This is a genomic window from Cupriavidus sp. 96C5-1, from assembly GCF_057798855.1.
Genome location: NZ_JBYOJU010000009.1, coordinates 110,832 through 124,640, shown reverse-complemented (window position 1 = coordinate 124,640; position 13,809 = coordinate 110,832). Strand labels below are relative to the sequence as shown.

Genomic DNA, 13,809 nt, shown 5'->3' with positions numbered 1-13,809 from the left:
GGCCCGGATCACGGGGCCGCATAAAAAAATAGCAGAAGACAGGAGACAGACATGACCCGTTCCAGCCGGCCGGTGGCAACGTTCGCGGCATCGCCAGAGCCTGCCCGCGCCATGCCGTTGCCCGCCTTGCCGCCCCTGGCAGCGCCGCCATCCGTGCGCCAGCGCTGCCACGACTGATCTTCCCGCCCGACTCCGGTGCCGGGCCAGCCGAATCCATCATCCAACCCATCCCAGGGAGGGAAACCCATGTCCAACGCATTCAAAGACAACGTACTGGCCGGCAAGGTCGTGTTTATCGCCGGCGCCTCGTCCGGCATCAACCTGGGCATCGCCCGGCACTTCGCCAAGGCCGGCGCCAGGCTGGCGCTGGTCAGCCGCGACCCCGAGCGCATCGCGGCCGCCGCTGCCACCATCAACGATGCCGGCGGCAGCGCGCTGGGCATGGCCGCCGATGTGCGCGACTACGCCGCGGTGGAGGCGGCGCTGGCGCGCACGCGCGCTGAACTCGGCCCGATCGATATCGTGATCTCGGGCGCCGCCGGCAACTTCGTCGCGCCGGCGCTGGGCATGTCCGCCAACGGCTTCAAGACCGTGGTGGATATCGACCTGATTGGTACCTTCAATGTCTTCCGCGCCTGCTTTGCCTTTCTCAACGCGCCCGGCGCCTCGCTGATCGCCATCACCGCGCCGCAGGCGGTCAATGCGATGATGTTCCAGGCCCACGTATGCGCGGCCAAGGCCGGCATCAATATGCTGGTGAAGTGCCTGGCGATGGAGTGGGGCCCGGCCGGCGTGCGTGTGAACGGCATCTCGCCCGGCCCCATCGCCGGCACCGAAGGCATGGCGCGACTCGCGCCCACGCCGGAGATGGAGGCGCGCTTCAAGGCGCGCCTGGCGCTGCGCGACTACGGCGACAAGGACGACATCGCCAACACCGCGCTGTTCCTGTCCACCGACAACGCCCGCTATATCACCGGCACCATCGTCGACTGCGACGGCGGCAGCAAGCTGGGCGACGCCTCGGCCGATGCGCTGCATCCGCCCGAGGCGCCGGGCAAGGCGGCCTGAGCGTCGGGCGCCCCTGGGCATTCCTGCGTTCCCGTATTCCCGTATTCCCGCATCAGAACACCTACGACAAGGAGACATCAATGACGTCACCCGTGCTCTATCACGCCGCCGAAGGCGTGGCCACCATCACGCTGAACCGCCCCGACGTGCTCAATGCGCTGAATGCCGAATTGATGGTTGAATTGCGCGCCGCGGTCGAGCGCGCCGCGCAGGATGAAGCGGTGCGCGCGGTGGTGCTCGCCGCCAACGGCCGCGGCTTTTGCGCCGGCGCCGACCTGGCCGGGCGCCAGTCCGAGATACAGGACTCGGGCACCCTGCTGCGCGAGCGCTATCACCCGATCATCCTGGCGCTGCGCGATATGCCCAAGCCTGTCATCAGCTCGGTCAATGGCGTGGCAGCCGGCGCCGGCATGAGCCTGGCGCTGGCCGCAGACGTGGTGCTGGCCGGACGCTCGGCGTCCTTCCTGCAGGCATTCTCCAAGATCGGCCTGGTGCCGGACGCCGGCAGCACCTACTTCCTGCCACGCTACGCGGGCGAGATGCGGGCCCGCGCGCTGGCTATCCTGGCCGAGAAAATCGACGCGCAAGAAGCGCAGCGCATCGGCCTGGTGTGGAAGGTGCATGAGGACGACGCCCTGGCCGCCGAGACCGCCAAGCTGGCCGCCCATCTGGCGCAGATGCCCACCTTCGCCTATGGCCTGATCAAGGAAGCGCTCAACGCCAGCCTGGAGAGCGACCTGCCGGCGCAGCTCGAGCGCGAGGCCACGCTGCAGTCGCGCGCGTCGCGCAGCGAGGATTTCAAGGAAGGCGTGGCGGCGTTCCTGGAAAAGCGCAAGCCGGCATTCAAGGGCCGCTGAGGATACTCGCACTCCGAGCCCGTCCGTTTGCTCCCCTGCACCACCTGTGGGAGAGCAAGCCGGGGGAATCCGCCTCCAGCCACCGCCAACCACGCATCGCACCACCATTTCGAAACCAGGAGACGCGCATCATGCTAGGCCTCATGCAGGACCGTCCGTTGCTGATTTCCTCACTGATCGAGTACGCCGCGCAATACCATCCGCAGCAGGAGATCGTGTCGCGCACGATCGATGGCGGCACGGTGCGCACCAACTACGCGCAGGTGCATCGCCGCGCCAGGCGGCTGGCCAGCGCGCTCGCCGGGCTGGGCGTGGCGCAAGGCGAGCGCGTCGGCACGCTGGCGTGGAACACGCATCGCCACCTGGAACTGTACTTTGGCGTGTCGGGCGCGGGCGTGGTGCTGCACACCGTCAATCCGCGCCTGTTCCCCGAGCAGATCGACTACATCATCAATCACGCTGAGGACCGCGTGCTGTTTTTCGATCCCTGCTTCGCGCCGCTGGTGGCGCAGCTCGCGCCGCGCCTGTCCACCGTCACGCACTACGTGGCGATGACCGATCGCGCCGGCACCGATGCGCTCGGCCTTGCCGGTCAGCTGCCCAGCCTGCTGTGCTACGAAGACCTGGTCGAGGCCGGCAGCGAGGACTATGCGTGGCCGCAATTCGACGAGCGCACCGCATCGTCGCTGTGCTACACATCGGGCACCACCGGCAACCCCAAGGGCGTGCTGTATTCGCATCGCTCCACCGTGCTGCACAGCCTCAAGGCCTGCGCCTTCGACACCTTCGGCGTGAGCGCGGACAGCGCCATCCTGCTGGTCGTGCCGCTGTTCCATGCCAACGCCTGGGGCATGCCCTACGCCTGCGCCATGACCGGCGCCAAGATGGTGCTGCCGGCCCAGCACCTGGATGGCGAAAACGTCTACCGCATGCTGCGCGACGAGCGCGTGACCTTTTCCACCGCGGTGCCCACGGTGTGGCTGATGCTGTTCCAGTACCTCGATGCGCATCCCGAGCTCGATCCGCGCTCGCTCGGGCTGAAGCTGGCCGGCGTGGGCGGCTCCGCCGCGCCGGCGGCGATGATCCAGCGCTTCGAGCAGCAGTTCGGCGCGCGTTTCGTCCAGGGCTGGGGCATGACGGAGACCAGCCCGATCGGCGTGATCAGCACCTTGTTGCCCAAGCACCAGGCGCTCGGCACGCAGGAGCAGCTGAAGATCAAGCTCAAGCAAGGCCGCGCGCTGTGGGGCGTGGACCTGCGCATCGAGGACGACCAGGGCAACGCGCTGCCGCACGACGGCCAGGCCTTCGGCCGGCTCAAGGTGCGCGGGCCATGGATCGCCTCCGCGTACTTCAAGGCCGAGCATGGCGCGCTCGACGCCGACGGCTGGTTCGATACGGGCGACGTTGCCAATATCGACGCCGACGGCTATGTGCAACTGGTCGACCGTGCCAAGGACGTGATCAAGTCCGGCGGCGAATGGATCTCCTCCATCGACCTGGAGAACGCCACCATGGGCCATCCGGCCGTGGCGGAGGCGGCCGTCGTGGGCGTGCCGCATCCCAAGTGGCAGGAGCGCCCGCTGCTGGTGGTGGTGCGCCGTCCCGGCCAGGACGTGAGCGCCGCCGAGCTGCTCGACTTTCTCGCGGCGCGTGTCGCCAGATGGTGGGTGCCCGACGACGTCGCCTTTGTCGACTCGCTGCCCCACACGGCCACCGGCAAGCTGCTCAAGGTGAAGTTGCGCGAACAATTCAAGGACTATGTCCTGCCCACCGCGCAGGACCCGATTCAAGCAAGGAGCAATGCAACATGAGTATCAGCAGCGAACGCATCGTCCTGACCCTCGAAGATGGCGTGGCCGAGGTCAGGCTCAACCGCCCCGACAAGATGAACGCGCTCGACCCGGCCATGTTCGACGCGCTGATCGACGCCGGCCAGCAGCTTGCGCGCGCGCCCGACCTGCGCGCGGTGGTGCTGTCGGGCGAAGGCCGCGCGTTTTGCGCCGGGCTCGACATGCAGAGCATGGCCGGGCTGGGCGGCGGCCAGGGCGACGCCATCGCCGCCGGCCGCCTCGCGGCGCGCACCCATGGCATCTCCAACCGCCCGCAGTTCGCCTGCATGGTGTGGCGTGAGCTACCGGTGCCGGTGATTGCCGCGGTGCACGGCGTGGCGTTCGGCGGCGGCCTGCAGGTCGCGCTCGGCGCGGACCTGCGCTACGTCACCGCGGACACGCGCATGTCGGTGATGGAAATCAAGTGGGGGCTGGTGCCGGACATGGCCGGCATGCTGCTGATGCGCGGCCTGGTGCGTCCCGACCGCCTGCGCGAACTGATCTACAGCGGCCGCATCGTCACCGGCGAAGAAGCCTGCGCGCTGGGCCTGGCCAGCGCCGTGGTGGAAGACCCGCGCGCCGCCGCGCTGGCCTTCGCGCGCGACATCGCCAGCCGCAGCCCGGACGCGATCCGCGCCGCCAAGCGCCTGATGCAGGTGAGCGAGGACGGCGACGGCGCCGCCCTCCTGCTGGCCGAATCGGTGGAGCAGGACCGCCTGATCGGCGGCGCCAACCAGCGCGAAGCCGTGCTCGCCAACATGGAAAAGCGGGCACCCGCGTTCAAGCCGGCGTCGTAGCGTGCGCGGCGCCGGCTTGTGCGCTCATGCGCGCCGGCGCCGCATGCGCCGGTAAAGCGTGGCGTAGACCGCGAGGTTCAGCGCCAGCACCACCGCGCCCAGCACCACCTGGATCTCGCGCGTGAGGCCCTCGGGATAGATCACGGGCAGCACGTAGCGCTGCACGAAGTCCCCGCCGTAGGCCTGCTGCCCCGCGCGCAGGCGCAGCGCGTTTTCCAGCGGGGTGAGCGGGCAGATCCACCCGCTCCACTCCACCAACACGCCCCAGGCCACGGCCGGCAGATGCAGCCACGCCAAGCGCGGCCAGCGCAGCACCAGCAGGCCGCCCAGCATCACGAAGACGATGAAGGCGAGGTGGAGCAGGACGATCGCGTCCGCCAGCCACGCTGCCATCATCGGCCTTGCCTGCCGGTCCAGTAGCCCGGCACCGCGAACGCCGCCTTCAGGTGCTCGATGAAGAAGCGGATCTTGGCCGGCACCGGACGCTGCTGCGGGTACACGGCCAGGATGTCGTAGTCCGGCAGCGCGTACTCGTCCAGCACCGTGATCAGTTCGCCGCTCTCCAGCTGCGGCAGGATCTCCCAGGTGGAGCGCCAGCCCAGCCCCAGGCTTTCGCCGGTCCAGCGATGCAGCAGCTCGCCGTCGTTGCAATCCAGGTTGCCGCTGACGCGCACCGTCACCGTCTTCCCGTCCTGCTGGAAATACCAGCCGCGCTGCTGGCCGCCCTGCAGGTTGAACGCCAGGCAGTTGTGCTGCGCCAGGTCGTCCAGCGTCTGGGGCACCCCATTGCGCGCAAAGTAGGCCGGCGTGCCGCACACCACGCGTTTGTTGGTCGCCAGCTTGATGGCAACGAAGTTCGGATCGATGGCGCCGCCGATGCGGATGCCCACGTCATAGCCTTCGCGCACCAGGTCCACCACGCGGTCGGTCAGGTTGAAGGAGATCTGCACCTCGGGGTTCGCCGCCAGGAATGCCGGCGCATGCGGCGCCACATGCTTGCGCCCGAACGCTGCCGGCGCCGACACGATCAGGTGGCCGGTTGCCTTGTGCTTGCCCTCGGCGATCAGCATCTCGGCGCGGTCCAGGTCCGCCAGCGCCTTCTTGCACTGCTCCATGAATGCCGCGCCCTGCTCCGTCACCACGATGCGCCGCGTGGAGCGATGCAGCAGCTTCACGCCGATGCGCGCCTCCAGTGCATTGATGCGGCGCCCGATCATCACCGGCGTCACGCCCTGCGTCAGCGCGGCCGCGGCCATGCTGCCATGTTCCACCACGGCGATGAAGGCTTCGATCTGTTTGAGTTTGTCCATACTGTGTGTCTCCTGGCCGTCATTGTGCGGCATCGAAGGCCCGCCTGCATGCATGCCAGGCTATGGCCGCGATCCGGCGCGGCGCATGCATGCACCGCGAGCGCGACAATCAGGCGCGCCGCGATGGCACGGGCCGGCCGCGCGGCATGCCCTGGGCGCGATGCCGAACCTCCTTGCTGAACTCGGCGCAGGCATGCGTCATCAGGTCTTCCGAGCGGTAGACCAGGAACACGCGGAACTCCGGCAGCTCGTCGCTGATCGGCAGGCGCACCAGCGATGCGGGATCCAGCCGTAATGGCCCGGTGCCGTCGAACACGAAATCCGACCACATGCTGATCAGGTCGGTGCGCGTGGCGAGCTGCAGCCCGAGCAGGTTGGAGGCGCTCTGCACCACGCGCTTGGGCATGTCGAGCCGGTGCAGGCGCATCAGGCTGGCCAGCGGACTGCCGGGATCATCGAGCGGATCGAGCACGAGCCAGTCGGCATCGAGCAGGGGCCGCAGCCGCCGTACCCGCCGCAGCGGATGGCCGCCGCGCACCGCCAGCGACATGCCGGTCGAGAACAGCGGCTCCCACTGGAAGGTGCCGGTGCCGGGGCCGCTGTTGGTCGAGATCAGGCCGAGATCGAGCCGGCCTTCGCGCAGGCCTTCGAGGATCTGCTGCGGGCGCAGCTCGAAGCCGCGCAGCGCCACATTGGGAAAGCGCATGCGAAAGGCTGCCATGGCATCGGGCAGCGGCCCGCTCGAGGCCACCGCGGTGAAGCCGATGTTGAGCTGCGCGTCGGCATGGCCGCGGATCGCTTCGATGTCTTCGAGCGCGTGACGCAGCTCCTGTTCGACCAGGCTGGCGCGCTTGACCAGCGCCACGCCATAGGCGGTCAGGCTGACGCCGCGCACCGAGCGCGACATCAGCGTGACGCCGAGTTCGCGCTCCAGTTCGGCGATCGCCTTGGACAGCGCCGGCTGCGACACATGGAGGCTGCGCGAGGCTTCGTGGATGCTGCCGTGCTGGGCCACCGCCAGCAGGATGCGCAGTTGCTGCAGTTTCATCGTCTCCGTTCCCTCCGTTTCGTGCTTCCAGCGGCGCCCCGCTCCGGTGCGCCCTGCCCCGGAGCCGGGCGTGCGAGGCGTTCCAGGCACTCCTGCGCGTACCCGGCGCTGCGCTGCCATGCCGCCTGCCACAAGGCTTCTCCGTACTTGTACCGATGGCGGCACGGTCGTGGTTATGACGGCGATTCTATTTGGTTATCAGGATGAAAATATATGATTTTTGGCTTGCCGTGTTTGCCTGAATACTTCATCGCCAGGGATTCCCACATTCCTTACGCTGGACGCAGGCAGCCGCCGGCCTCCACGGCCCCCCAACCCCCAAACCAGTTCGTGGAGATCCGACATGAACGATGCCACCCTGCCTGGCGCGCCTTCGCTGGCGCCCGCCCAGGCAAGCTCCGCCAGCCCCGCACGCCAGAGCCAGTTCCGCCTGATCGCAGCCTGCTCGATCGGCAATGCGCTCGAAATGTACGACTTCACCGTCTACAGCTTTTTTGCCCTGCTGATCGGCAAGCTGTTCTTTCCGTCCCATAGCGCGTACGGCTCGCTGCTGCTGACGGTGGCCACCTTCGGCATCGGCTTCGTGATGCGGCCGCTGGGCGGTTTCGTGATCGGCAACTACGCCGACCGCCACGGGCGCAAGGCGGCCATGACGCTGACCATCGGCCTGATGGTGGCCGGCACGCTCTGTCTCGCCTTTGCGCCGACCTACGCCGCCGCAGGGCTGTTCGGCCCGCTGATGATCGTGGCCGGGCGCCTGCTGCAGGGCTTCTCGCTGGGCGGCGAGATCGGCGCCTCCACCGCCATGCTGATGGAGGCCGGCGGCATCAAGGGCCGCGGCTTTCGCGTCAGCTGGCAACTCGGCAGCCAGGGCATCGCGGCGACGCTGGGCGCGCTGACGGCCGCCATTCTCTACGGCGTGCTGCCGCAGGCCGCGCTGGAGAGCTGGGGCTGGCGCGTGCCCTTCATGCTGGGCCTGCTGATCGCGCCGGTGGGGCTGTATATCCGCGCGCACCTGGACGAGACCCACACGGCCGAGGCGCACGCACCGAGCCCGCTCGGCACGCTGTTCCGCGAGCATGGCGACATCGTCGTCAAGGGCATCCTGACCATCATCGGCGGCACCACCGCCACCTACCTGGTGGTGTATTTCATGCCCACCTACATGATCCGCGAACTGCATCTGCCGCCGTCGCTGTCGTTGCTGTCGGGCTGCGTGACGGGCGTGGTGTGCCTGGTGATGTCGCTGGCGGCGGGCACGCTGGCCGACCGCCTGCCGCGCCGCAAGCCGCTGGTGCTGGGCTCGATGGCCTTCACGCTGGTGTGCCTCTATCCGGCGTTCTGGCTGATGACGCATTACCCGAGCGTGCCGCTGGTGCTGTCGCTGTCGGCGCTGCTGACCGCGAGCGTCTACCTGGGCTCCACCCCGATGCTGCTGATGATGATGGAACTCCTGCCGGCCAATGTGCGTGCCAGCGGCCTGTCGGTGATCTACGCGGTGGGCGTGACGGTGTTCGGCGGCTCCTGCCAGTTCATCGTGACCTGGATGCTGGCCAAGACCGGCAACCCGATGGCGCCCGCTTTCTACATGATGGCCTGCGGCGCAGTGACCATCCTGGCGGTGCTGACGATCCGCGAAAACGCCCAAGCGCATTGAGCGCCCCCTCCCCCAATACCTGGCCCACGCTGGCCACCCTGCAGCAAAGGATAAAGACATGACCCGCGAACCTACCCTGACGCCCTTCCAGTTGCTGCCGCACCTGCTGCCGGCGATCCAGATCGATGCCGAGACCTTTATCGGCATCCGCCGCCAGATCCACGCCCAGCCCGAGCTCGGCTTCGAGGTTGGCGCCACCAGCAAGCTGGTGGCCACCCTGCTGGAGAGCTGGGGCTTCGAGGTGCACACCGGCATCGGCAAGAGCGGCGTGGTGGGGCAGTTGAAGCTGGGCAACGGCAGGCGCCGCCTGGGCATCCGCGCCGACATGGATGCGTTGCCCGTGGTCGAGGCAACGGGCCTGCCCTATGCCAGCAGGATCCCGGGCAAGATGCACGCGTGCGGCCACGACGGCCACACCGCCATCCTGCTGGCCGCCGCCAAGGCGCTGGCGGATAGCCGCGACTTCGACGGCACCCTCAACCTGATCTTCCAGCCCGACGAGGAAAACCTCTGCGGCGCGCGCGCGATGATCGAGGACGGCCTGTTCGAGCGCTTCCCTTGCGATGCCGTGTTCGCCCTGCACAACATGCCGGGCGTGCCGGCGGGCACCTTCCGCGTGCTGCCCGGCCCGGTGAGCCTGTCGTCCGACGTGGCCGACGTGACCATCAAGGGCGTGGGCGGGCACGGCGCCATGCCGCACCGCGCGCGCGATCCGATCGCGGCGTCGGCGGCCATCGTGACGGCGCTGCAGACGGTGGTGGCACGCAATGTGGCGCCGGACGATACCGCGGTGCTGTCGGTGGGCTTTATCCGCGGCGGCGCCACCCATAACGTGATTCCGGAGTCGGTCACGCTGGGCCTGAACGTGCGCGCGGCGCGCCCGGAGACGCGGGCACTGGTGGAGCAGCGCATCCGCGAGATCGTCAGCCTGACCGCCCAGGCGCACGGCGTGGAGGCGCACATCGACTATCGCCAGCTGACCCCGCCGATGGTCAACACGCAAGCCGAGACCACGCTGGCGCAACAGGTCTGCACCGAACTGGTCGGCGCCGACAAGGTGGTGACGCAGGCGCCCAAGGGCCTGAACGGCAGCGAGGACTTCGCCTGGATGCTCAACGAGGTGCCGGGCTGCTACCTGATCCTGGGCAATGGCGAGGGCGAGTTCGGCGGCTGCATGGTGCACAACCCGGGCTACGACTTCAACGATCAGGTGCTGCCGCTGGGCGCGGCCTGCTGGGTGCGTCTGGCGCAGACTTACCTGGTGGCCTGAGATGGCGGAAACGGGCCTCGGTCCGCATCGCCCGCTATCGTCGTCTCAGCGCCCTCTGCGGGCGCAGTCGCTCCGGCCGGCGGCGCGGCGTGCAGCCGGACCTCCGGCGGCACCGGTGCCGGCGAGGGCACGGCCCGAGCATTCGCCACGGCCCCGGCCGTAGCTGTAGCCGTCGGCGCAGCGCTGGCGGCCGGCATCGACGCGCGCCCCAGTTGCGTGCTGATCTCGGCCGCTTCGGCCAGCACACAGGCAAGCCGGCGCAATGGCCGGCTGACCTGCAGTTGCAGGAAGACCGCAAGGGCGCCGCCCGCCACAAAGCTCACGCCGTACAGCGAGAGCAGCGGCACCAGGCTCGCGCCCTTGCGCGGCAGTTCAAGCTGGCCGGCGACCAGCATCAGCGCGAACGGACTGACCGCGATCATCAGGGCGAGCATCTTCGCCATCCCCTCCCACATCCGCAAATGCAGATCCACGCGGCGGGCCCTGGCGCGCAGCGCCGGGGCCGGTATCCGCGCCAGCGTGCGCAGTAGCGCGCTCTCGGCTTCGTCGTGCCGGTCGATGCGCTCGGCCAGCGGCGCCAGCGGGTCGCGCACCCTGCGCGCCAGCGCGGGCAGGTGCGACAGCAGCAGCGCCGCCAGCCCGGCCACGCTGCCGGCCAGCAGGCTATAGACCAGGCGCGGCAGCCATGGCGCCGGCGCATGCCGGTACTGGTACCTGGCGAACAGCACCGCGCCGGTCACCAGCAGCGCTGCCAGCGAACAGGCCCAGAACAGCCCCAGCAGGCCCCGCTGCAGCCGCTTCAGCTTGATGGCGGCCGGATCCGAACCAGCGGTATCGGGTGCGGCGGGCGGCTTCCGCCTGAGCGCATCGAGCAGTTCGCGGGTGGGAGGGAGCCTGGTCAGCATGGCGTTTCGGTCGGCAATGGGTGGTTCCTGCGGCAGCCAGGCATTGGCGTGCCGACTGCATATTGTCGCCATTTGGCGCGCCGGAGGGGGCGCCGCGCGACCGGCAACCTACGATTTGCTGCAAATTCCCACGTATCGTTGCCGTCACACAACGTCGGTCGATGCTGCAGTGCGACAGCAGTGGCCATACCGCTCGCCATGGTCAATTCGATATCGCAGGTATCGAATCAACTGATCTCCCTTCCCTTTATCCCAACCCGCTTGCGGGCATAGCATGGCCTCCAACAGTGATTCGCAGCAATTAGCCATTCATCGCCTTTCACGAAACGTCGCATAACGATTGGAGACAGACATGCCGAAGATGAGAGCAGTCGACGCGGCCATCGCCGTACTGGAAAAAGAAGGTATCACCACCGCGTTCGGCGTGCCCGGCGCCGCCATCAACCCGTTCTACTCGGCCATGCGCCGCGCCGGCACCATCGACCATTTCCTGGCCCGCCACGTGGAAGGCGCCTCGCATATGGCCGAGGGCTACACCCGCGCCGAAGCCGGCAATATCGGCGTGTGCATCGGCACCTCGGGCCCGGCGGGCACCGACATGATCACCGGCCTGTACTCGGCCTGGGCTGACTCCATCCCCATTCTCTGCATCACCGGCCAGGCGCCGCGTGCCCGTCTGTACAAGGAAGACTTCCAGGCCGTCGACATCGAATCGATCGCCAAGCCGGTGACCAAGTGGGCCGTGACCGTGCGCGAGCCGGCGCTGGTGCCTCAGGTGTTCCAGCAGGCTTTCCACCTGATGCGCTCGGGCCGCCCGGGTCCTGTGCTGATCGACCTGCCGTTCGACGTGCAAGTGGCCGAGATCGAATTCGATCCGGAGACCTACCAGCCGTTGCAGCCTTACAAGCCGTCCGCGTCGCGTCCGCAGATCGAGAAGGCCATCGCCATGCTCAACGCTGCCGAGCGCCCGCTGATCGTGTGCGGTGGCGGCGTGATCAATGCCGATGCGGCCGACCTGCTGGTGGAATTCGCCGAGCTGGTCAACGTGCCGGTGGTCCCCACGCTGATGGGCTGGGGCGTGCTGGCCGACGACCACCCGCTGCAGGCGGGCATGGTGGGCCTGCAGACCTCGCACCGCTATGGCAATGCAACGATGCTGGCTTCGGACTTCGTGCTCGGCATCGGCAACCGCTGGGCCAACCGCCACACCGGCAGCGTCGACGTCTACACCAAGGGCCGCAAGTTCGTGCACGTGGACATCGAGCCCACCCAGATCGGCCGCGTGTTCGGCCCGGACCTGGGCATCGTGTCCGACGCCAGGCTCGCGCTGGAGCAGTTCGTGGAAGTCGCGCGCGAGATGAAGATGGCCGGCCGCCTGCCGTGCCGCAAGAGCTGGGTGGCGGACGTGCAGAAGCGCCGCCGCACCATGCAGCGCAAGAGCGATTTCGACAACGTGCCGGTCAAGCCGCAGCGCGTGTACCGCGAGATGAACCAGTACTTCCCGCGCGATGTGCGCTACGTGTCGACCATCGGCTTGTCGCAGATCGCCGCCGCGCAGTTCCTGTCGGTCAACCAGCCGCGCCACTGGGTCAACTGCGGCCAGGCCGGCCCGCTGGGCTGGACCATTCCCGCCGCGATCGGCGTGAAGGTGGCCTCGCCGGAATCGGACGTGGTGGCCATCTCGGGCGACTACGACTTCCAGTTCATGATCGAGGAACTGGCGGTGGCCGCGCAGTTCAAGGTGCCTTACATCCACCTGGTGGTGAACAACTCCTACCTCGGGCTGATCCGCCAGGCGCAGCGCAATTTCGAGATGGACTACTGCGTGCAGCTGGCCTTCGACAACGTCAACTCGCCCGAGCTCAACGGCTACGGCGTGGACCACGTGAAGGTGGTGGAGGGCCTGGGCTGCAAGGCGATCCGCGTGTTCAAGCCGGAAGACATCGCACCCGCCTTTGCCGAAGCGCGTGACCTGATGGCCGAGTTCTCGGTGCCGGTGGTGGTCGAGGTGATCCTGGAACGCGTGACCAATATCGCGATGGGCACCGAGATCGACAACATCAACGAGTTCGAGCCGATCGAGGACATCGAGGAAGCCATCCTCAAGGAAGAAGTGGAAACGGCGTAAGCAATCAGGCGATGCGGGCTGACAAGCGTGGGCTACCAGCCCGTGCGCTTCCCGCATCGCCGACTCGGTAACGCGCCCCCGATCACCGCATCCGCGCGAGCGGAATCACAAGACAAGTCGTCCGGAGACTTCTATGCCAAAACTTGCCGCCAACCTGACCATGCTGTTCAACGAAGTGGCCTTCCTGGACCGCTTCGAAGCCGCCGCCCGCGCGGGCTTCCGCGGCGTGGAGTTCCTCTTTCCCTATGCCTTCCACGCCGACCAGATCGCCGACCGGCTCAACCGCTTCCAGCTGGACCTGGTGCTGCACAACCTGCCGGCCGGCAAGTGGGAAGCGGGCGAGCGCGGCATCGCCTGCCACCCGGACCGCGTGAGCGAGTTCCAGGACGGCGTGGGCGAGGCGATCAAGTACGCCAAGGTGCTGGGCGTGCGCCAGCTCAACTGCCTGGTCGGCATCCAGCCGCAGAACGCCAGGCGTGAACAGGCGCAGGAAACGCTGGTGGAAAACCTGCGCTTCGCGTCGCAGGCGCTGGCCGCCGAGCAGATCGACCTGCTGGTCGAGCCGATCAACACCTTCGATATTCCCGGCTTCTTCCTGTCGCGCACGCAGCAGGCGCTGGACCTGATCACGCAGGTCAACGCACCCAATCTCTACGTGCAGTACGACATCTATCACATGCAGCGCATGGAAGGCGAAATCGCCGCCACGCTCAAGGCGCACCTGCCGAAGATCAAGCACGTGCAGCTGGCCGACAACCCGGGCCGCAACGAGCCGGGCACCGGCGAGCTGAACTACCGCTTCCTGTTCCAGTGGCTCGACCAGATCGGCTACGACGGCTGGGTCGGCTGCGAGTACAAGCCGCGCACGACCACGGTCGAAGGCCTCGGCTGGCGCGCGGCGCACGGCGTGCAGTAAGCCACGCGCGCGTCGCACCGACGC

The 13,809-nt window shown here is 68.0% G+C and carries 13 protein-coding genes; 9 read left to right on the top strand and 4 right to left on the bottom strand.

Annotated features, from left to right (window positions below):
• Positions 1-51: 51 nt before the first annotated feature.
• The 5 genes from AC3FOF_RS13275 (at position 52) to AC3FOF_RS13255 (ending at position 4,551) form a co-directional block, all read left to right on the top strand.
• Entirely contained in the window at positions 52-177 is a 126-nt protein-coding gene (locus AC3FOF_RS13275) for a hypothetical protein (protein ID WP_276266899.1), read from the top strand.
• A gap of 69 nt (positions 178-246) precedes the next feature.
• Positions 247-1,068, top strand: a complete 822-nt coding sequence (locus AC3FOF_RS13270) for an SDR family oxidoreductase (protein ID WP_276266900.1) — start codon at positions 247-249, stop codon at positions 1,066-1,068.
• Between the two features lie 80 nt (positions 1,069-1,148).
• A complete protein-coding gene (locus tag AC3FOF_RS13265; protein ID WP_488726852.1) occupies positions 1,149-1,925 on the top strand; it encodes an enoyl-CoA hydratase-related protein in 777 nt (258 codons plus the stop codon).
• A gap of 131 nt (positions 1,926-2,056) precedes the next feature.
• Positions 2,057-3,736: a long-chain-fatty-acid--CoA ligase gene (locus tag AC3FOF_RS13260; protein ID WP_488726851.1), complete on the top strand. Its 1,680-nt coding sequence runs from the start codon at positions 2,057-2,059 to the stop codon at positions 3,734-3,736.
• Positions 3,733-4,551 (top strand): crotonase/enoyl-CoA hydratase family protein, encoded by an 819-nt coding sequence (locus AC3FOF_RS13255; protein ID WP_488726850.1) that lies wholly within the window; start codon positions 3,733-3,735, stop codon positions 4,549-4,551. Before AC3FOF_RS13260 ends, AC3FOF_RS13255 begins: the two co-directional genes overlap by 4 nt.
• 24 nt (positions 4,552-4,575) lie before the next feature.
• On the opposite strand, the gene AC3FOF_RS13250 is transcribed toward AC3FOF_RS13255, so the two are convergent.
• The 3 genes from AC3FOF_RS13250 to AC3FOF_RS13240 all read right to left on the bottom strand — a co-directional run bounded on the left by AC3FOF_RS13250 (position 4,576) and on the right by AC3FOF_RS13240 (position 6,909).
• Positions 4,576-4,947: a DUF2784 domain-containing protein gene (locus AC3FOF_RS13250; RefSeq protein ID WP_276266904.1), complete on the bottom strand. Its 372-nt coding sequence runs from the start codon at positions 4,945-4,947 to the stop codon at positions 4,576-4,578.
• Entirely contained in the window at positions 4,944-5,861 is a 918-nt protein-coding gene (locus AC3FOF_RS13245; protein WP_017230589.1) for a LysR family transcriptional regulator, read from the bottom strand. Before AC3FOF_RS13245 ends, AC3FOF_RS13250 begins: the two co-directional genes overlap by 4 nt.
• A 109-nt stretch (positions 5,862-5,970) precedes the next feature.
• Positions 5,971-6,909, bottom strand: a complete 939-nt coding sequence (locus AC3FOF_RS13240; protein ID WP_017230590.1) for a LysR family transcriptional regulator — start codon at positions 6,907-6,909, stop codon at positions 5,971-5,973.
• Positions 6,910-7,252: 343 nt separating this feature from the next.
• On the opposite strand from AC3FOF_RS13240, the gene AC3FOF_RS13235 reads away from it, so the two are divergent.
• Together AC3FOF_RS13235 and AC3FOF_RS13230 are read left to right on the top strand one after the other, a co-directional pair.
• Positions 7,253-8,566 (top strand): MFS transporter, encoded by a 1,314-nt coding sequence (locus AC3FOF_RS13235; protein ID WP_488726849.1) that lies wholly within the window; start codon positions 7,253-7,255, stop codon positions 8,564-8,566.
• A gap of 58 nt (positions 8,567-8,624) precedes the next feature.
• Positions 8,625-9,836 carry a M20 aminoacylase family protein gene (locus AC3FOF_RS13230; protein WP_488726848.1) on the top strand — a complete coding sequence of 404 codons (1,212 nt, stop codon included), beginning with the start codon at positions 8,625-8,627 and terminating at the stop codon, positions 9,834-9,836.
• Here the strand turns inward: AC3FOF_RS13230 and AC3FOF_RS13225 are convergent.
• The gene (locus tag AC3FOF_RS13225) at positions 9,821-10,741 is read right to left on the bottom strand and encodes a hypothetical protein (RefSeq protein ID WP_488726847.1); all 921 of its coding nucleotides are present in this window, start codon (positions 10,739-10,741) and stop codon (positions 9,821-9,823) included. The two genes, AC3FOF_RS13230 and AC3FOF_RS13225, sit on opposite strands and share 16 nt — an antisense overlap.
• A 352-nt stretch (positions 10,742-11,093) precedes the next feature.
• Between AC3FOF_RS13225 and gcl the strand changes: the two genes are divergently transcribed.
• Together gcl and hyi are read left to right on the top strand one after the other, a co-directional pair.
• Positions 11,094-12,869, top strand: coding sequence for a glyoxylate carboligase (gene gcl / locus AC3FOF_RS13220; protein ID WP_017226330.1), 1,776 nt, complete (start codon positions 11,094-11,096; stop codon positions 12,867-12,869).
• A gap of 133 nt (positions 12,870-13,002) precedes the next feature.
• Positions 13,003-13,785, top strand: coding sequence for a hydroxypyruvate isomerase (gene hyi, locus AC3FOF_RS13215; RefSeq protein WP_017226331.1), 783 nt, complete (start codon positions 13,003-13,005; stop codon positions 13,783-13,785).
• Positions 13,786-13,809 lie beyond the last annotated feature (24 nt).